This is a genomic window from Mesorhizobium sp. M0954, from assembly GCF_040319155.1.
Classification (GTDB): domain Bacteria; phylum Pseudomonadota; class Alphaproteobacteria; order Rhizobiales; family Rhizobiaceae; genus Mesorhizobium.
Genome location: NZ_JAMYNR010000023.1, coordinates 44115 through 61531, shown reverse-complemented (window position 1 = coordinate 61531; position 17417 = coordinate 44115). Strand labels below are relative to the sequence as shown.

Below are 17417 nucleotides of genomic sequence, written 5' to 3'. Positions count from 1 at the left end.
GGCGGCGCGCCGTCGTCAAAGAACCGGGGTCAGTGCCGCAGTCTTTCGGGCTCGAAGGCCCCGGCAATCACCTTTTCACGCATGCGATCGAGCAGGGCAAGCGCCGAGGTCTCGCCATTGGTGCGCAGCATTTCGCCGAATGCCGTTTCGAGGGCTGCCTCGGCGATGATTTCCGGCTCGATCCCGGCCGACAATCCTTCTGCCCAGGCTTCGCTGTGGCTTTCCACGGCGGTCAGGCGCTTTTCTTCCCTGACCAGCGCGTCGATGTCGTTGACGCCATGTTCCATTGCGATGTCCACCCTTTCAAGCGGTGATCCGTTGGACAGGGATCAAGCTTGAGTTGTCCCTTTACACGCAGGCGCAGTAAGTATTTGTAAATGCGACATTTTTTTGGTCGTCGTCTACAAATTCCGTCGCGTCCAGCAAACCTGCGTCCGATCCGTTTCAAACTTAGCCGATTAGGCAGGCCAAGGGGACGGAAACCTTCAGTTTGAGTTAATTTCACATCTGCGCGCTAACGTTTCATTAACATAGTTGCAAAAGTGCAACATCAGGTTTGCACCAAGACCTCACTCGAGGCAAGCGGAGAAGCGTCGAACGCGTCCGCCGCAACGGCGCCGACCCTTGATGCGGCTTTTCCGCAAAGCGGCTGCCGCCGTCAGTTTCCGTAGCGCGAGGCGATGTCGCGAGACAGCGTCTCGCCTTCCTTCATGTAGCGGCTGATGGCTTCCGTCGCCGAGGCGGTGCATTGCGTATAAGTGCCGCCGAACGACCGGTAACCGCGGTTGAAGCTGGCGATGAAGCGGGCGCGCCGCTCCGGGGTCGGATTTTCCGATGCGATCAGTTTTTCCATCTCGGCTCGCCACCGATCGCCCTTCTCGCCACACAGATTACGCAGGAAATGCAGCGAGCCGAGCACTTCCGCCAGCCGCATCAGCCCGGGCTCGAACGGTGCTTCGGCGGCAATCGCCGGGCGCGCACCGACAACCACACTGACGGCGAGGCATGCGGCGAGAAACGAAGACGTGCGGCTCATGGGTCCTTGTGCTGAAACAATTTGTCGCCTGCAAGGCGATTCTTTGGCTCAGATCTCGCCGTCTTTGTCGGGACCGAGTAGATCGTCGGCAATTTCAAACACTGCATCGGCGAGCGGCATCGCTGTCATTTCGGGCAGCGTATAGAAAGCCGCGGTCTCGGCGTCGTCGCTGGCCACCGCCTCGCCGCCAGCATACTCGGCCCCAAACACCGTCAGCCAGTAGTCGACCGGATGCCCGTCGCCGCTGCCGTCGATGTGGATTTCCCGCAGCGGCCGGTAGCTGCGCGCCTGCAATCCGGTCTCTTCCAGCAATTCGCGCCGTGCTGCCTGTTCCAGCGTCTCGCCGGCTTCGACCTTGCCGCCGGGAAAGGCATGGAGACCTTGCGAGGGCGGCCTGGCCCGCTTGACCAGCAGCACCGTGTTCTCGCGCACGACGCAGACCGAGACTGCCGGAATGATCTTGCGTGCTTCCATGGGCTTCGGATCGCTCGATTGGCATAGCCCGTTGTGGACCGGCCGCCGGCGAACAGCTTTAGCGGTTGCGAAAGGCGGATTCCATGGCCACTTTCACATGCCACCAATTCGAGAGCTGAATTCATGTGCGGACGCTTTGCTTTGACGGCCACTCCGGACCAGACCGCCGCCTTTCTCAGCCTAGCGGAACTTGAGGAGTTTCCGGCCCGCTACAACATCGCGCCGACGCAGCCGGTGCTGATGGCGTTCGCCGGATTGCCACAGGCGCCGGGCTCGAACCTGCCCGACCGCCGCTCGATGCTGGTGCGCTGGGGCCTGATCCCGGCCTGGGTCAAGGATACGCGTAACTTCCCGCTGCTGTTCAACGCGCGTTCTGAGGGGGCTTCGGAAAAGGCGTCGTTTCGCGCTGCCATGCGCCATCGGCGCGCCCTGGTACCGGCTTCGGGATTCTACGAATGGCACCAAACCGGTGGCAGAAGAGGGCAGCCCTATTGGGTGCGGCCAAGGGGTGGCGGGCTTGTCGCCTTCGCCGGGCTGATTGAGACCTATGCCGAGCCGGGCGGCTCGGAAATGGACACCGGCGCCATTCTGACCGCCCACGCCAATGCCGACACTGCCCATATCCACGACCGCATGCCGGTGGTGATCCATCCCGAAGATTTCGCGCGCTGGCTGGATTGCCGCACGCTCGAGCCGCGCGACGTGGCCGATCTGCTGAGACCCGCCCAGCTCGATTTCTTCGAAGCGATCCCGATTTCCGACCTCGTCAACAAGGTCGCCAATACCGGGCCGAAGATTCAGGAGAAGGGCGTCGTCGAGCTTGAGCCCGACAAGGTCAAGCGCCGGAAGTCCGGCGCGAACGACAGTCAGATGAGTTTATTTTAGCAAAAGCTACTATTACTGGTTCGCCGTGAGCGCCTCAATCTTTCTCGACGGCATTCTCAGGCAGCGCGCGGCGAAACGATTTTTTGCGCCGGCTTCTTCTTCTTCGCGGTGTGCAGAAGAGCTGCGACGATTGCTGCCGGGCCGATCGCCCGGTAATGGCTGGCGAGCGCCGGTTGCTTGGCGCGGTTGGATTCTTGCTTAGGCATTGTTCTCTTCCCTGGTAACGTCTTCGTGTCTGCGTTTGCTGGCCGAATCCGACCAAATCGTGACGCTTGCTGATCTAGCCGGCGAATGTTTCATCACAGTGCCGACCTGTTTAATAAAATGTTTCAGTGGCTCAATTCCTGTGAGCCAACGATATTTTTGGCGAAGGTAGCGACTTGACGGCAACACCGGGCAAGGCGATAAAGCCGGCCATGAGAACGTCTTTCGCCATTTGTGGCATTTGCATTATTGGCTAGCCTCGCGCTGGTCCTGGACGTTTTCGCCTCATCTCCTCCCAGATTGGACAAACGCCCCGGCCAGCAGGCTGGAGCCGATTCGCGCCTCGGCGTAACCGACTCCATCCAGGCACGATCCCAAAAGGTCATGCCAAAGTAACACACCGGGAACGCACGTATGTCTGACGCATCGAAGAGCCTGCGCCTCTACAACACGCTAACGCGGAGCAAGGAGGATTTCTTCCCGATCGATCCGCGCAACGTGCGCATGTATGTCTGCGGCCCGACGGTCTATGACTTCGCCCATATCGGCAATGCGCGGCCGGTGATCGTCTTCGACGTGCTGTTCCGCTTGCTGCGCCATCTCTACGGGCAAGCGCACGTCACTTACGTCCGCAACATTACGGACGTCGACGACAAGATCAACGCTCGCGCGCTGCGCGATTTCGGCGGCGAAATTGCATCGGGCAAGCTGTCGCTGAACGAAGCGATCAGGCGGGTCACCGAAAAGACCGCCGGTCAGTTCCACAAGGACGTTGCGGCGCTCGGTTGCCTGGAACCGACGGTCGAGCCGCGCGCCACCGAGTTCGTCGAGCCCAGGCCCGACGGCAAGGTCGACATGATCTTCTTGATTCAACGCTTGATCGAACGCGGCCATGCCTATGTCGCGGCTGGAGAAGTCTTGTTCGACACCGCTTCCATGCCGGATTATGGGCAGTTGTCGAAGCGCAATCTCGATGAGCAGCAGGCCGGCGCCCGCGTCGCCGTCGATGAGCACAAGAAGAACCCGCAGGATTTCGTGCTGTGGAAATTGTCTTCGCCCGAGGAGCCGGGCTGGGACAGCCCGTGGGGCAGGGGTCGGCCGGGCTGGCACATCGAGTGCTCGGCGATGTCGGCCGCCTATCTCGGCGAGGTGTTCGATATCCATGGCGGTGGTCTCGACCTGATCTTTCCGCACCACGAGAACGAGATCGCGCAATCGCGTTGCGCCCACGGCACCGAAACGATGGCCAAGATTTGGATGCACAACGGTTTCCTGCAGGTCGAGGGCCAGAAGATGTCCAAGAGCCTGGGCAATTTCTATTCGATCACCGAATTGCTGGAGACGGATACCTTTGGCGGCCGCAAATGGCCGGGCGAGGTGCTCAGGCTGGCGATGCTGATGACGCACTATCGCGAGCCGATCGACTTTTCCGTGCGCAAGCTGGAAGAGGCGGAGAATACGCTGCGCAAATGGAAGCGGGCGGCCGATCTGGCGCCGCCGACGGCAAAGCCGGTGCCGGCGGATGTGATCGAAGCGCTGTCGGATGACCTTGCCACCTACGCCGCATTCCAGTTGCTGACGCAGTTGGCTGGTGATGCTGTTGATTTCAACGCAGGTAGCGGCAACGCAGCCGCCGAAGACAACGATGCTGCCGCTTCACTGAAGGCATCGCTTCTGTTCCTCGGCTTCGACATCGCAACAGCCAAGGTGGATGAAGACGCCATTGCCAAGGCGATCGCCAAACGCCTCGCGCTGATCGCCGCCAAGAACTGGGCCGAGGCCGATCGCATCCGCGACGAGTTGCTGACGCAAGGCATCCAGTTGAAGGACGGCAAGGACCCCGTCACCGGCGAACGCATCACCACCTGGGAGGTAAAAAGATGATCGATCATCTCGGCATCACCGTTTCGGATTTCGACGCGTCGAAGGCTTTTTACGACAAGGCGATGGCGCCGCTCGGCGCCTCGCTGCTCTACATGGTGCCGCAGGAATATACCGGCGGCGCCAAGGTCGGCGGCTACGGCCGCGACCGGCCAGTGTTTTGGCTGCATGCCGGCAAGGACAAGCCGAAGGATCATCAGCATGTCGCCTTCACGGCTCGCAGCCGCGCCGAGGTCGATGCCTTTCACGCCGCGGCGATTGCCGCCGGCGGCAAGGACAATGGCCGGCCGGGCCTGCGCCCGCACTACCATCCGAACTATTATGGCGCTTTTGTTTTCGATCCCGACGGCAACAATGTCGAGGCGGTTTGCCATGCCCCGGAGTAGTGCGCGATGAGCCTCGACAACAGACCAGTCTATACAGGCGGCTGCCAGTGCGGCGCGGTGCGCTTCCGCGTCGAAGGAGCTCTCGGCGATGCTTCCGTATGCCATTGCCGCATGTGCCAGAAGGCGAGCGGCAATTTCTACCTGCCGCTGGTCTCGGTGCGCGGCGCAAGGCTGGACTGGACGCGCGGTGAGCCCAAACGCTTCCGCTCGTCCAACGCGGCTTTGCGCGGTTTCTGTGCCGAATGCGGCACGCCGCTGACCTTCGAAGCGCCCGACGGGGTGGCCCTCGCCATCGCCACATTCGACCACCCCGAGGAGATTGCGCCGACCATCCAATGGGGTGTCGAAGCCAAGCTCCCGTACGTGGATCACGTCCACGAATTGCCAGGTGAGGAAACGATGGCCGACGTCTCGTCGGCCTCCTATCTCGCCGATCTCGTCTCCTACCAACATCCCGACCACGACACCGAACAATGGCCGCCGGAGGAAAAATCATGACCGAAACCGTTCGTACCGGCGGCTGCCAGTGCGGCGCCGTGCGCTTTCGCATCCACGGGGCGCTCGGCCGCCCGTCCATTTGTCATTGCCGCATGTGCCAGAAACAGTTCGGGTCGTTTTTCGGCGCGCTGGTGACAGTGCCGAGCGACGGCGTCGAATGGGTGCGCGAGGAGCCGAGTTACTTTCAGTCGTCGGTCAACATCGATCGCGGCTTCTGCGCCCGCTGCGGCACACCGCTGACCTACCGCCAGCCCGGCGCGCTGGAGATCGCCATCGGCGCCTTCGACGACCGCTCCGATCTGGCGCCGCAGATCCAGGTTAACTACGCCGCCAGGCTGCCTTGGGTCGAGACGATCTTCGACGCGCCGATCCATGACGACCCGGATTTCTACGCGCGACAGGAATCCATCATCTCCTTCCAGCATCCCGATCACGAGACGGCCAACTGGCCGCAGCAGGGCCTGAAATTATGAGCAGCGAATTCCGTACCCTCTATCCCGAGATCGAGGCTTTCGAGTCCGGCATGCTCGACGTTGGCGACGGCCATCAGGTCTATTGGGAGCGCTCCGGCACCAGAGGGGCCAAGCCGGCTGTCTTCCTGCATGGCGGGCCGGGCGGCACCATTTCGCCAAAGCACCGGCGGCTGTTCGATCCGAAGCTGTACGATGTCATCCTGTTCGACCAGCGCGGCTGCGGAAAATCGACGCCTAATGCCTCGCTTGAAGCCAACACCACCTGGCACCTGGTCGCCGACATCGAGCGCCTGCGAAAAATGTGCGGCTTCGACAAATGGCTGGTGTTCGGCGGTTCGTGGGGTTCGACGCTGGCGCTGGCCTTTGCCGAGACCCACCCCGAGCGGGTCAGCGAACTGGTCGTGCGCGGCATCTACACGCTGACCCGCGCCGAACTCGAATGGTACTACCAGTTCGGCGTGTCGGAGATGTTCCCCGACAAGTGGGAGCGGTTTCTGGCGCCGATCCCGGAGGCCGAGCGCGGCGACATGATGGCCGCCTACCGCAAACGGCTGGTCGGCAGCGATCCTGTGGCGCAGGTCGAGGCCGCCCGCGCCTGGAGCCTGTGGGAGGGCGAGACGATCACGCTGCTGCCGGAACCCGAAACCAGCGGTCCCTTCGGCCAGGATGATTATGCCTTGGCTTTCGCCCGCATCGAGAACCACTATTTCGTCCATGCCGGCTGGCTGGAAGAGGGACAGCTGCTGCGCGATGCATGGAAGCTTAAGGATATCCCGGGTACCATCGTTCACGGCCGCTACGACATGCCGTGCCCGGCGTGCTACGCCTGGGCGCTGCACAAGGCGTGGCCGAAAGCGGATTTCCATCTGATCGAAGGCGCCGGCCACGCCTATTCGGAGCCGGGCATCCTCGACAGGCTGATCCGCGCAACGGACATGTTTGCCGGGAAATGACCATGGCTCGCGAGCGCCTTTATCTGTTCGACACCACGCTGCGCGATGGTCAGCAGACGCCGGGTATCGACTTCTCCGTCGAGGACAAGATCGCCATCGCCAAGCTGCTCGACGAGTTCGGCATCGACTACGTCGAGGGTGGCTACCCCGGCGCCAATCCAACCGACACCGCCTTCTTTGCCGAGCGTCGCACGGCCGATGCCAAGTTCGTTGCCTTTGGCATGACCAAACGGGCAGGAGTGTCGATCTCGAACGATCCTGGGCTTGCCGCGCTGGTCCAGTCGAAGTCGGACGCCATCTGTTTCGTCGCCAAGAGTTGGGACTACCATGTCCGCGTCGCGCTCGGCTGCACCAATGAGGAGAACCTCGAGGCGATCAAGGCCTCGGTCGAGGCGGCGCTCACTACTGGCAAGGAGGCGATGGTCGACTGCGAGCATTTCTTCGACGGCTTCAAGGCCAACCCCGATTATGCGCTGGCCTGCGCCAGGACGGCCTACGATGCCGGCGCGCGCTGGGTGGTGCTGTGCGACACCAATGGCGGCACGCAGCCCTCCGAGGTGCGCGCCATCGTCGAAAAGGTGATCGCCGCTGGCATACCGGGCGACCATCTCGGCATCCACGCCCATGATGACACCGGCCAGGCGGTGGCGAATTCGCTTGCCGCCGTGGAGGCCGGCGTCCGCCAGATCCAGGGCACGCTGAATGGCATCGGCGAGCGCTGCGGCAACGCCAACCTGATTTCGATCGTGCCGACATTGGCGTTGAAGCCGGCCTTTTCCCACCGTTTTGCTACAGGCATTTCGGCAGAGGCGTTGACCGGTATATCGCGCCTGTCCCGCGCCTTCGACGAGTTGCTGAACCGTGCGCCCGAAGCGCAGGCGCCCTATGTCGGCGCCTCCGCTTTTGCTACCAAGGCCGGCATCCATGCCTCGGCGCTGGCAAAGGAGCCGGCGACCTACGAGCATGTGCCGCCAGAGACCGTCGGCAACCGCCGCCGCGTCATGGTTTCGGACCAGGGCGGCAAGGCCAATTTCCTGGCTGAGCTGAAACGGCGTGGCATCGACATGCCCCGGGACGACGATCGCCTCGACGCGCTGATCGCCGTGGTCAAGGAGCGCGAGGCCGAGGGCTATGCCTACGAAGGTGCCGACGCCAGCTTTGAGCTTTTGGCGCGCAAGATGCTGCACGGCCTGCCGGAATTCTTCCGCGTCACTTCTTTCCGCTGCATGGTCGAGCGCCGGTTCGACGCCAACGGCCAGCTGAAGACGGTCTCGGAGGCGATCGTGAAAGTGCTGGTCGAGGGCGAGGAGAAGATGTCGGTGGCCGAAGGCCACGGCCCGGTCAACGCGCTCGACATTGCGCTGCGCAAGGATCTCGGCAAATTCCAGAGCGAGATCGCCGATCTCGAACTGGCCGACTTCAAGGTGCGTATCCTCAACGGCGGCACCGAGGCGATCACCCGCGTGCTGATTGAATCGCATGACGGCACCGGTGCGCGCTGGTGGACGGTCGGCGTCTCCGAAAACATCATCGATGCTTCCTTCCAGGCGCTGATGGATTCGATCGTCTATAAGCTGATGAAGAACCGCGACATGGCGGGCTTGGCGGCGGCGGAGTAAGAAATGGGCTTTTCGATAAGTTGGCTGGGCTTTCGCGGTTACGGGATAAAGGAAGCTGCGGCGTTGTTCGGACGCGAGATTGGCGATCCATCGGAGATTTTCGAAGCGCCTGTGAACGCCTATGCCAGCGAAAAGAACTGGGCGATCATCATCCTCGATCCCTGCAGCTTTCCGAACCCGCCTCAGCAATATCTGGCCGCGATTTCGCAAGAGCGGGAAATCGTGATCGCGCACATAGAAGAGCATGTAATGTTCGCGCGCGCCGAGCTCTGGCGCGACGGAAGGAACATCTGGAAAGTCTGGCACAGCGGCGACAAGACCGTGCGGGACTTGCATGTCACGGGTGATCTCCCTGCGTCTTTCGAAGCGCTGAAGCAACAGTGTTTTTCAAAGCAGGATGAAGAAGATAGCAAAGGTACAGAGGTCGATCTTGTTTTTGACCTTCCCCTCGATCTTGCGGCGGAACTGACGGGCTTTAGGCACGATGAAGGTTCGCCCGACAACGTCTTTTTCGAACTCAAGGAGAAGCCTGCTCCGCCTTGAGACCGTGTCGTGCCGGGCCTGCAATCACTCTCGCAGACAGCGGCAATTGTTCGACGTTTAGCGGTCGTGTTGAACCATCAGCAAGACTCCATTGATCCATCAGCAATTTGCGATGGTTTTGGGCAAGCCGCTGGCGCATAGCCTTGGGCCATGACTACCCAAGCACTTCACATCGAGGCCGACACCAAAGCTCGTCGCGGCTTCCTGCTGGCGCTCGGCGCCTACCTGCTTTGGGGGCTGCTGCCCTTCTACATGAAGGCTGTCGCGCATCTGCCGCTGGCCGAAGTTATCGCCCACCGCATCGTCTGGTCGGTGCCGATCGCGGCCGCGGTCCTGGTCTGGGCCGGTCGCACTGCCGATTTCAAAGCGGCAGTTCGTTCGCCGCGCATCATTTCGATGGCGGTGCTGACGGCGGCGCTGATCTCGGTCAACTGGGGCATCTATGTCTGGGCGATCGCGGTCGACCGCACCATCGAGACCGCGCTCGGCTATTACATCAACCCGCTGGTCAGCGTCGTTGTCGGCGCGCTGCTCCTCGGCGAGCGGCTCGACCGTCTGCAGATCGCGGCGGTGGTGCTGGCGGCAATCGCGGTCGCGGTGCTGACCATCGACGCTGGCAAACTGCCCTGGGTGTCGCTGGTGCTGGCCTTTTCCTTTGCCGCCTATGGCTTCTTCCGCAAGACGCTGCCAATCGGCCCGAGCCAGGGCTTCCTGCTTGAAGTGCTGCTGCTGTCGGTGCCGGCACTCGGCTACATCATCTTCCTGATCGCCACAGGACAGGATCATTTCGTCTCGAGCTCGCTGAACGACACCGCCTTGCTGATCGGCTGCGGTCCGGTCACCGCCGTGCCTCTGCTGTTGTTTGCGTTCGGCGCCAGGCTGCTGCGCCTCTCCACCATCGGCATCATGCAATATATCGCGCCGACGATCGTCTTTTTGATCGCGGTGCTGATTTTCGGCGAACCTTTCGGCAGTGTTCAGGCCATAGCCTTCGGGCTGATCTGGGCGGCACTGGCGATGTACTCCTGGTCGATGTTTTCTTCGGCGCGCAAGACCGTTTCCGCATCAGCTCGAGCCGCGTAACGAAGAAAGGCGGCTGGCCGGTCTTAATGCCGGCAGCCGCGTCTTTCACGAGCGCTCAGCGCTTCGGCCCGAAGCCGGGATATGGCTGCAGCGGCACGACGGCGGCAATATCCATCATGCCGGCCTTGACCAGCGGTAAAGTTGCAAGATGGTGGCGCACATCGACATCGCTGCCGGCTTCGAACATCATGCCGCTGCCGGGAATGTCGCCCCGATTCCACACCTGACGCACGGCGCCTTCGGCATAGAGCGTGCGGCGCTGCTCGGCCTCGCCAGGCAGCAGCGGCGCGAAATCGGCGTCGGTGAACTTTTCGGTGTTGCGCGCAAGAAGGGCAAAGAACTGCATCGGAATCTCCTGATGTTGGCCGTTGGAATGGCGGAAATATTCGCTTCTGCTGGCCAGACAGTCCAAGACTGATTAGGCTAAATTTGAGACCTCACGGGACTTGAGCATCGAAGCAACAATGTTCGACCTGCGCCAGCTTCGCTATTTCATCACGGTGGCCGAAACCGGCAACGTCGGGCGTGCCGCCGAATTGCTGCACATCTCGCAGTCGCCGCTCAGCCGTCAGATCATTCAGCTGGAGGAGCAGCTGGGCGTCGCACTGTTCGAGAGGGCGAGGCAGCGTGTTCATCTCAATGCCGAGGGCCGCGCTTTTCTTGCCGAGGCGCGTGCGCTGCTGGCCCATGCAAGACGGCTGGAGGAGCTCGGCCGCAATCTCGCCAGCGGTACGGTCGGCCGTCTCGCCATCGGTTATGTGGAAGGTGCGGTCCATGCCGGGCTTGTCGCTCGGATGCTGCGCCAGTTTCGCCGCGACCGGCCCGAATTTCATCTTCAACTGAAGGATCAGCGTTCCGCCGCCCAGATCGAAGCGCTGCGCGAACGATCGCTCGATCTGGGCCTCGTCTACACGCCTCCTCCTGCCGACGATCCCGACATCGCCGCCATGCTCATTATGCGCGAGCCGCTGGTTCTGGCGATGCCGGAAGGCGATCCATTGGCAGAAATCGCGGAGATACTGCCGCAGCAACTGGACGGACGCACCTGGATCACGGTGGTGCGCCAGCCTGACGACACCAACCGCAGCCAATTTCTCGCCGCCTGCGCGAAGGCGGGCTTCCTGCCCGACATTGCCTATGAGACGACCGATCCGTTGACGTCGTTGGGCCTGGTCAGCGCCGGGCTTGGGCTGGCGACGGTGCAGGCCAGCCTGCGGAGTGCCGCGCCGCCTCAGACCGTGTTTCGCGATCTGCCGTGGTTTGAACGCACCGTCTCGATCCATCTCGCCTGGCGGCGTCAGGACAAGCGTGCGGTCATCGGAGACTTGAGGAAGGCAGTAGGCAAGGAGTGAATAGTGAATGGACAGGCGCCGGTTTGGAAAGTCTTCTACCTCACCATTCACCATTCACCATTCACCATTCACCATTCACCATTCACCATTCACCATTCACTCTACATCTTATCAATCACCGACTGCACACCCTCCGTCGGTGCATCGACGGAGGATCCCGCCACCATGATAGCGGCGACGATTGCTTCCGGATCCTCGACCACCAGCGGCTTGACCCGTTGCGCCGTGTGGATGAAGCCCTCCGTTGCCATGTGGTCGAGCAACGCCAGCATCGGATCCCAGAACCCTCCGACGTTGCCGAAGACGATCGGCTTGCGGTGATGGCCGAGCTGCGCCCAAGTCATGATCTCGACGATCTCCTCGACCGTGCCGATGCCGCCGGGCAACGCCACAAAGGCGTCGGATTTCTCAAACATCCTGTGCTTGCGCTCGTGCATGTTGTCGGTGATGACGAGCTCGTCGAGCCGGTTAAGCGCGGTTTCGGTCGCCTCCCGGTTGATCAGAAAGCGTGGAATTATGCCGGTTACCTTGCCACCGGCCTTTAATGCCCCTTCAGCGACGGCACCCATGATCCCTTTAGTGCCGCCGCCATAAATCAGACGCAGGCCGGACTTGCCGATCGAGCGGCCAAGCAGGTGTCCGGCCTTGATATAGGTCTCATCTCGGCCCGGGGACGAGCCGCAATAGACGCAGACAGATCGAATCGTGTTCATGTTATGATTGGTGATAGGGACTATAGGCATGGTCAAGCCCCGGGGCGGGCTTTTTCTTGTCGGCTTTGGCAAAACAGGCTAGACCGAAATTAGGTGGCTAAGGGGCAGGGAAACATGGCAATTAATCCATTGAAGGCGTTTTTGTTCGCGGCTGGCGGCTCTGTCGCAGCAGCGGGAACCGCCTATGTATCGGGCGCACTCGACCCGTATCTCAATTCTACCCGGCCTGCGGAGGTCGCGGCGCTGACGCCGCCGGCTTCGAAACCGGCCGCTCCGGCGACCGAGGACCGGCTGCCGCCTGCGTCTGCCGCGTCCACCGATGCGGCAGCGCCCGCCGCGCCGGCCACAGCAGGTGCAATCGTGCCGACCTTCGACATCGTGCGCGTCGAAAGCAACGGCTCGATCGTCGTCGCCGGCAATGCGGCGCCCAACGCCAAGGTCGAGATTCTCAACGGTTCGGCTGTGCTCGGCTCGACGGTCGCCGGTCCCGACGGCGCCTTTGCCATTATTCTCGACGATCCGCTGAAGCCCGGCGACTACACGATCACACTGCGCTCGACGGCTGGCAATGTCGTGACCGCCTCGGCGCAGACCGCCGTCGTTTCGATCCCCCAGAATTCCACCGGCCAGGTGCTGGCAATGGTCGAGGAGCCGGGCAAGCCGTCCGAACTGCTCACTGTTCCGGCCCCTCAGGCGAAATCTGACACCTCGCCGCCTGTCGGCGAACAGGCGGCCGTTCAGCCACCCGCCACGGGCACCGAATTGCCGGCTGCCGCAGCGCCGGCGCCAGCCGCCCCGGCGGCTGACGTTCCAGCAGCGTCTGCTCCTGCCGCGCCGGCCGCTGTTGAAGCCGCGCCGGCTCCGGCAGCGCCCGCCACACCGGCAGCGCCCGCTACTTCCGCGGCGGAGCGGAAGATCGTCGTCGAAGCTGTCGAAATCGACGGCAACAAGATTTTCGTTGCCGGCGTCGCCGATCCCGGCCGCAAGGTGCGTGCGTATGCCAACGATATCCTGCTCGGTGACGCGAAGACCTCGCCCGACCGCCACTTCCTGGTCGAAGCGACACGCGACATCCCGGTCGGCACCTACACCATCCACGTCGATGCGCTCGATGCCGACGGCGTGACGGTGGTTGCCCGTGCGGCTGTGCCGTTCGAGCGCGAGCCTGGTGAGGCGGTTGCGGCCGTGGCGCCGGCCGAGCAGAAGCCTGCCGGGATAAAACCAGCCGAGCCGAATGCTCCGGCGACCGAAGGCGCACCGGCAACGGCCACCGAAACGCCCGCAACTGTCCCCACTCCTGCAACCGAGGCCCCGGCCGAAACGGCTGTCGCAACGCCTCCGGGCGAAACGCCCGAGGCCGTGGCGCCAAAGCTCGAACATGCCGATGGCGCAGTCATCATCCGCCGCCATGACACGCTGTGGCGGATTTCGCGGCGGGTCTATGGCCAGGGCATGCGCTACTCGACCATCTATCTCGCCAACCAGGACCAGATCAGCAATCCGAACCGAATCTGGCCGGGGCAGGTGTTCAAGGTGCCGGAGAAATCGAAGGAAGGCGAGCCCGCCGATCTCAAGGCAATGGGCGACCAGATGACGACGGCGCCAGTCAAGGCCGAATAGCCGTTCTGCCCATCAGGATAGCTTGCGGCAGGGCCAGTCATCGTTTATCGCCGATGGACGATGACCGAATCCCCCCTCGTAACGGACCGAAGCCGCGCGGCAGATGAACGCCCGCCGGCCGACTGCACGCCGGCCAACTGCATGCCGGATAGCCGCGCTGTCGCTGTCCGGCTCGCGGCCCTTTCGCATCCAGCGCGGATCGAAATTCTCAAACACCTTTCCGCAACCCGTTCCTGCTGCTGTCGCGAGGTCGTCGAACATCTCGACCTGGCGCAGTCCACCGTTTCCCAGCATTTGAAGATCCTGGTCGAGGCCGGGCTGATCCGCTTCGAGCCTGACCGCCAGCGCTCCCGCTATGAGCTCGACCGCGCCGCGCTCGCCGATGTTTCGGCATCGCTGGCCGCGCTGGTCGATTCCTGCTGCTCCGGCCGCTAAAATCATAAGGTAAACAAGAATGGCCGAGAAAACCGTTTCCGCAGAGTCCGGCTCGACCTTCAGAACGTTGCGCAATCTCTGGCCCTATATGTGGCCGGCCGACCGCGCCGACCTAAGGGCCCGAGTGGTATGGGCCACCGTACTGCTGGTTGTCGCCAAGCTGACCCTGGTGGCCGGACCCTATTTCTTCAAATGGGCGACCGACGCACTGGCCGGCGATAGCAAATCGCCGCCGCCGCTGCCGGCCCTGCTGCTGGCGCCGGTCATGCTGGTCGTCGCCTACAATGCGGTGCGGCTGGTGCAGCTCGGCTTCAACCAGTTACGCGATGCCCTGTTTGCACGGGTCGGCCAGCATGCGGTGCGCCGGCTCGCCTTCCGCACCTTCGTGCACATGCACGAACTGTCGCTGCGCTTCCACCTCGAACGGCGCACCGGCGGACTGTCGCGCGTCATCGAGCGCGGCACCAAGGGCATCGAGACGATCGTCCGCTTCACCATGCTGGCGACGGCGCCGACAATCGTCGAATTCGCGCTCACCGCCGGCATCTTCGCCGTCACCTATGGCTGGCTCTACGTCTTGGTGATCGCGGTCACGGTCTGGCTCTATGTCTGGTTCACCGTCAGGGCGAGCGATTGGCGTATTTCGATCCGCCGTGAGATGAACGAAAGCGACAATGAAGCCAGCACGAAGGCGATCGACTCGCTGCTCAACTACGAAACAGTCAAATATTTCAATAACGAAGCCATGGAGGCCGAGCGGTTCGACCGGTCCACGGCGCGCTACGAGTTGGCGGCGACCAGGACCTGGACCTCGCTTGGCTGGCTGAACTTCGGCCAAGGTGTGATCTTCGGTATCGGCATGACCGTCGTCATGGTGATGTCGGCGCTCGAGGTGAAGGCGGGCACACAGAGCGTCGGCGATTTCGTCTTCGTCAACGCCATGCTCATGCAGCTTTCGGTGCCGCTGAATTTCATCGGCATGATCTACCGCGAAATTCGCCAGGGCCTGACCGACATCGAAAACATGTTCGATCTGCTCGACGTCAAGCGTGAGATCGTCGATCGGCCGGGCGCCAAGCCGCTGGTCGTCGATGCCGGCAGGGTCGAGTTCCGCGACGTACATTTTTCCTACGACCCCAACCGCAAGATCCTGAAGGGCATCAGCTTCGAGGTGCCAGCTGGCAAGACGGTGGCCATCGTCGGCCCCTCCGGAGCCGGCAAGTCGACCATTTCGCGGCTCTTGTTTCGCTTCTACGACATCCAGCGCGGCAAGATTCTGATCGACGGCCAGGACATTCGCGACGTGACGCAGGAGAGCTTGCGCGCTGCCATCGGCATGGTGCCGCAGGACACGGTGCTGTTTAACGACACCATCGCCTACAACATCCGCTACGGCCGCGTCGGCGCCAGCGAGGAGGATGTGCGCAAGGCGGCAGAACTGGCCCAGATCGGACCGTTCATCGAGCGGCTGCCCGACGGCTATCGCTCAATGGTCGGCGAGCGCGGATTAAAACTGTCCGGCGGCGAGAAGCAGCGGGTGGCGATTGCCCGCACCATTTTGAAGGCGCCGCCGATCCTGATGCTCGACGAGGCGACCTCGGCGCTGGACAGCCACACCGAGCAGGAGATCCAGGCGGCACTCGACCTAGTCAGCCAGGGCCGCACCACCCTCGTCATCGCCCATCGGCTGTCCACAGTGATTTCGGCCGACGAGATCATCGTCCTGCAGGATGGCCAGATCGCCGAGCGCGGCACCCATGTCGCCTTGATAGCCAAGCGCGGCCTTTATGCATCGATGTGGGACCGCCAGCGCGAGGCAAGCGAGGCCGAGGAGCGGCTGCGTATCGCCCGCGAAAGCGACGAGTTCGGCGTCGTCGTCCGCCGCCGCACCTCGGAGGTGAGCTGAAAATTCGTGCTTGACCTCAACTTAAGTTGAGATCGTAGGCCGTTTTGGATCGCAGCAAGATGCGTCGTTCAAAAACGGAGACAATCGATATGAATGGGATAAATCAGGCAGTTAGTGGCGGCAGTGTATTCCGGGTGGACAAGTTTGTCGTTCCGGCCAACGCCCGCGAGGAGATTCTTGCCAAGGTCCAGATGACGCATGATTTGCTGCGCCAGCAGCAAGGGTTCGTCCAGGATTTCCTGCTCGAGCAATTCTCGGGGCCGGGGGAGTTCAACCTCGTAACCATTGTCGAATGGGAAGGGCAGGCCGCTGTCGACAAGGTCGTGCCGATCATCAAGGCTGCGCATGAGCGCAGCGGCTTCAATCCTCAGGAGACCATTGCGCGACTTGGCGTCAAGGCCGATATCGCCAACTATCAGCGGATTCCCGGGGTGTAAGCTCTTCTACGGCCAGCCCGCGCCCGGCGCGGCAGCCTCGATGCTGAGCACCTGGCCGGTACGGGCATCGCTGATCATATGTTCGAAGCCGCGCCATTCGGCGGCGACGATGAACAGCGTTTTTCCCTCGCTGCCGCCGAGCATGCAGGCAAAACAGCCGCGATCGACGTCGACGCTTTCGAGCATCGCGCCGCCCTCGCGCACCCGCACGCAATGCCGGTTCGGAACGTCGGCGTACCACGCCGCACCTTCGGCATCGAGGCAGATGCCGTCGGGAAAACCGTTGCCGAGATTGGCCCAGATCCTGCGTTTGGAAAGGCCACCATCGGCAGCGATGTCGAAGGCGGTCAGCCGGTTGGCGTGGGACTCGGCAACGACCAGCGTCTTGTTGTCGGGCGTCACCGCCATGCCATTGGCGAACGCGAGGTTCTCAGCCACCTGCTGAACCGAGCCATCCGGTGCAACTTGCACGATGGTGCCGGGACCGAAATGCTGGCCGAGGGCCGGAGCAGGCCCACCGCCATTGACGTATATGTTGCCGCGCCCATCGACCACCATCTCGTTCCAGGGGCTCTTTGATAGTTGTCTCAGATCGGCATGGGTGACCAATGTCCCGTCTGCCTCCTGCCTGAGGATCAGCCCTTCGCGGCCGGACACGACAAGCAGGCGCCCGTCCGGCAGCCAGTCAATGGAATAGGGCAGGGTGGCCGGCACGGTGAGCACGATCTCGCTGTTGCCTAGGGCGTCAACGGCGATGATCTGGCCCGTGCCCCAGTTGCAGAGCCACAGCCGGCCGTCGTGCCAGCGCGGTGACTCGCCGAAGGCCAAGCCGTTCATCACCACTTGCACTTGCCTAGCTGCTGATTTCTGCATGGGCCGAGAACCTCCGGGTTTGCGCAAATCGTCATGGCCGAAAGGC

21 protein-coding genes are annotated in these 17417 nt (G+C 62.4%); 14 read left to right on the top strand and 7 right to left on the bottom strand.

Going from position 1 to position 17417, the window contains the following annotated elements:
- Window positions 1–29 precede the first annotated feature (29 nt).
- The 3 genes from NKH93_RS25555 to NKH93_RS25545 all read right to left on the bottom strand — a co-directional run bounded on the left by NKH93_RS25555 (window position 30) and on the right by NKH93_RS25545 (window position 1510).
- Window positions 30–287, bottom strand: coding sequence for a hypothetical protein (locus NKH93_RS25555; RefSeq protein ID WP_023677749.1), 258 nt, complete (start codon window positions 285–287; stop codon window positions 30–32).
- A 371-nt stretch (window positions 288–658) separates the two neighbouring features.
- Window positions 659–1036, bottom strand: coding sequence for a TIGR02301 family protein (locus NKH93_RS25550; RefSeq protein ID WP_352972920.1), 378 nt, complete (start codon window positions 1034–1036; stop codon window positions 659–661).
- Between the two features lie 48 nt (window positions 1037–1084).
- A complete protein-coding gene (locus tag NKH93_RS25545; protein ID WP_352972916.1) occupies window positions 1085–1510 on the bottom strand; it encodes an NUDIX hydrolase in 426 nt (141 codons plus the stop codon).
- Window positions 1511–1633: 123 nt separating this feature from the next.
- On the opposite strand from NKH93_RS25545, the gene NKH93_RS25540 reads away from it, so the two are divergent.
- Window positions 1634–2395 carry an SOS response-associated peptidase gene (locus tag NKH93_RS25540; RefSeq protein WP_352972911.1) on the top strand — a complete coding sequence of 254 codons (762 nt, stop codon included), beginning with the start codon at window positions 1634–1636 and terminating at the stop codon, window positions 2393–2395.
- Between the two features lie 56 nt (window positions 2396–2451).
- Here the strand turns inward: NKH93_RS25540 and NKH93_RS25535 are convergent, their stop codons facing one another.
- On the bottom strand, window positions 2452–2601 hold the full coding sequence (locus tag NKH93_RS25535; protein ID WP_023677745.1) for a hypothetical protein: 150 nt from the start codon (window positions 2599–2601) through the stop codon (window positions 2452–2454).
- A 412-nt stretch (window positions 2602–3013) separates the two neighbouring features.
- On the opposite strand from NKH93_RS25535, the gene cysS reads away from it, so the two are divergent.
- The 8 genes from cysS (at window position 3014) to rarD (ending at window position 10035) form a co-directional block, all read left to right on the top strand.
- The gene (gene cysS / locus NKH93_RS25530) at window positions 3014–4483 is read left to right on the top strand and encodes a cysteine--tRNA ligase (protein ID WP_352615885.1); all 1470 of its coding nucleotides are present in this window, start codon (window positions 3014–3016) and stop codon (window positions 4481–4483) included.
- Entirely contained in the window at window positions 4480–4866 is a 387-nt protein-coding gene (locus NKH93_RS25525) for a VOC family protein (protein WP_352448983.1), read from the top strand. The genes cysS and NKH93_RS25525 overlap by 4 nt, the downstream gene beginning before the upstream one ends.
- A 6-nt stretch (window positions 4867–4872) precedes the next feature.
- On the top strand, window positions 4873–5364 hold the full coding sequence (locus tag NKH93_RS25520; RefSeq protein WP_023677742.1) for a GFA family protein: 492 nt from the start codon (window positions 4873–4875) through the stop codon (window positions 5362–5364).
- A complete protein-coding gene (locus NKH93_RS25515) occupies window positions 5361–5837 on the top strand; it encodes a GFA family protein (RefSeq protein ID WP_352448982.1) in 477 nt (158 codons plus the stop codon). Before NKH93_RS25520 ends, NKH93_RS25515 begins: the two co-directional genes overlap by 4 nt.
- The gene (gene pip, locus NKH93_RS25510; protein ID WP_352615881.1) at window positions 5834–6790 is read left to right on the top strand and encodes a prolyl aminopeptidase; all 957 of its coding nucleotides are present in this window, start codon (window positions 5834–5836) and stop codon (window positions 6788–6790) included. Before NKH93_RS25515 ends, pip begins: the two co-directional genes overlap by 4 nt.
- On the top strand, window positions 6787–8409 hold the full coding sequence (gene cimA / locus NKH93_RS25505) for a citramalate synthase (protein WP_352972893.1): 1623 nt from the start codon (window positions 6787–6789) through the stop codon (window positions 8407–8409). Before pip ends, cimA begins: the two co-directional genes overlap by 4 nt.
- A 3-nt stretch (window positions 8410–8412) precedes the next feature.
- On the top strand, window positions 8413–8952 hold the full coding sequence (locus NKH93_RS25500; RefSeq protein ID WP_352501831.1) for a hypothetical protein: 540 nt from the start codon (window positions 8413–8415) through the stop codon (window positions 8950–8952).
- A gap of 150 nt (window positions 8953–9102) precedes the next feature.
- A complete protein-coding gene (rarD, locus tag NKH93_RS25495) occupies window positions 9103–10035 on the top strand; it encodes an EamA family transporter RarD (protein WP_023677738.1) in 933 nt (310 codons plus the stop codon).
- A gap of 55 nt (window positions 10036–10090) precedes the next feature.
- Here the strand turns inward: rarD and NKH93_RS25490 are convergent, their stop codons facing one another.
- Window positions 10091–10381, bottom strand: a complete 291-nt coding sequence (locus NKH93_RS25490; protein WP_352569658.1) for a muconolactone Delta-isomerase family protein — start codon at window positions 10379–10381, stop codon at window positions 10091–10093.
- Between the two features lie 100 nt (window positions 10382–10481).
- Between NKH93_RS25490 and NKH93_RS25485 the strand changes: the two genes are divergently transcribed.
- Window positions 10482–11387 carry a LysR substrate-binding domain-containing protein gene (locus NKH93_RS25485; protein WP_352471072.1) on the top strand — a complete coding sequence of 302 codons (906 nt, stop codon included), beginning with the start codon at window positions 10482–10484 and terminating at the stop codon, window positions 11385–11387.
- 101 nt (window positions 11388–11488) lie between these two features.
- Here the strand turns inward: NKH93_RS25485 and NKH93_RS25480 are convergent, their stop codons facing one another.
- On the bottom strand, window positions 11489–12100 hold the full coding sequence (locus NKH93_RS25480) for an LOG family protein (RefSeq protein ID WP_352471073.1): 612 nt from the start codon (window positions 12098–12100) through the stop codon (window positions 11489–11491).
- 114 nt (window positions 12101–12214) lie between these two features.
- On the opposite strand from NKH93_RS25480, the gene NKH93_RS25475 reads away from it, so the two are divergent.
- From NKH93_RS25475 to NKH93_RS25460, 4 genes are all read left to right on the top strand, one after another.
- Window positions 12215–13720, top strand: a complete 1506-nt coding sequence (locus tag NKH93_RS25475; protein WP_352972875.1) for a LysM peptidoglycan-binding domain-containing protein — start codon at window positions 12215–12217, stop codon at window positions 13718–13720.
- Between the two features lie 60 nt (window positions 13721–13780).
- Window positions 13781–14155 (top strand): ArsR/SmtB family transcription factor, encoded by a 375-nt coding sequence (locus NKH93_RS25470; protein WP_352972868.1) that lies wholly within the window; start codon window positions 13781–13783, stop codon window positions 14153–14155.
- Window positions 14156–14174: 19 nt separating this feature from the next.
- The gene (locus tag NKH93_RS25465; RefSeq protein ID WP_352972863.1) at window positions 14175–16061 is read left to right on the top strand and encodes an ABCB family ABC transporter ATP-binding protein/permease; all 1887 of its coding nucleotides are present in this window, start codon (window positions 14175–14177) and stop codon (window positions 16059–16061) included.
- An 89-nt stretch (window positions 16062–16150) separates the two neighbouring features.
- The gene (locus NKH93_RS25460; protein WP_352972858.1) at window positions 16151–16498 is read left to right on the top strand and encodes an antibiotic biosynthesis monooxygenase; all 348 of its coding nucleotides are present in this window, start codon (window positions 16151–16153) and stop codon (window positions 16496–16498) included.
- Between the two features lie 6 nt (window positions 16499–16504).
- On the opposite strand, the gene NKH93_RS25455 is transcribed toward NKH93_RS25460, so the two are convergent.
- On the bottom strand, window positions 16505–17371 hold the full coding sequence (locus NKH93_RS25455) for an SMP-30/gluconolactonase/LRE family protein (protein ID WP_352972855.1): 867 nt from the start codon (window positions 17369–17371) through the stop codon (window positions 16505–16507).
- Between the last annotated feature and the right edge of the window lie 46 nt (window positions 17372–17417).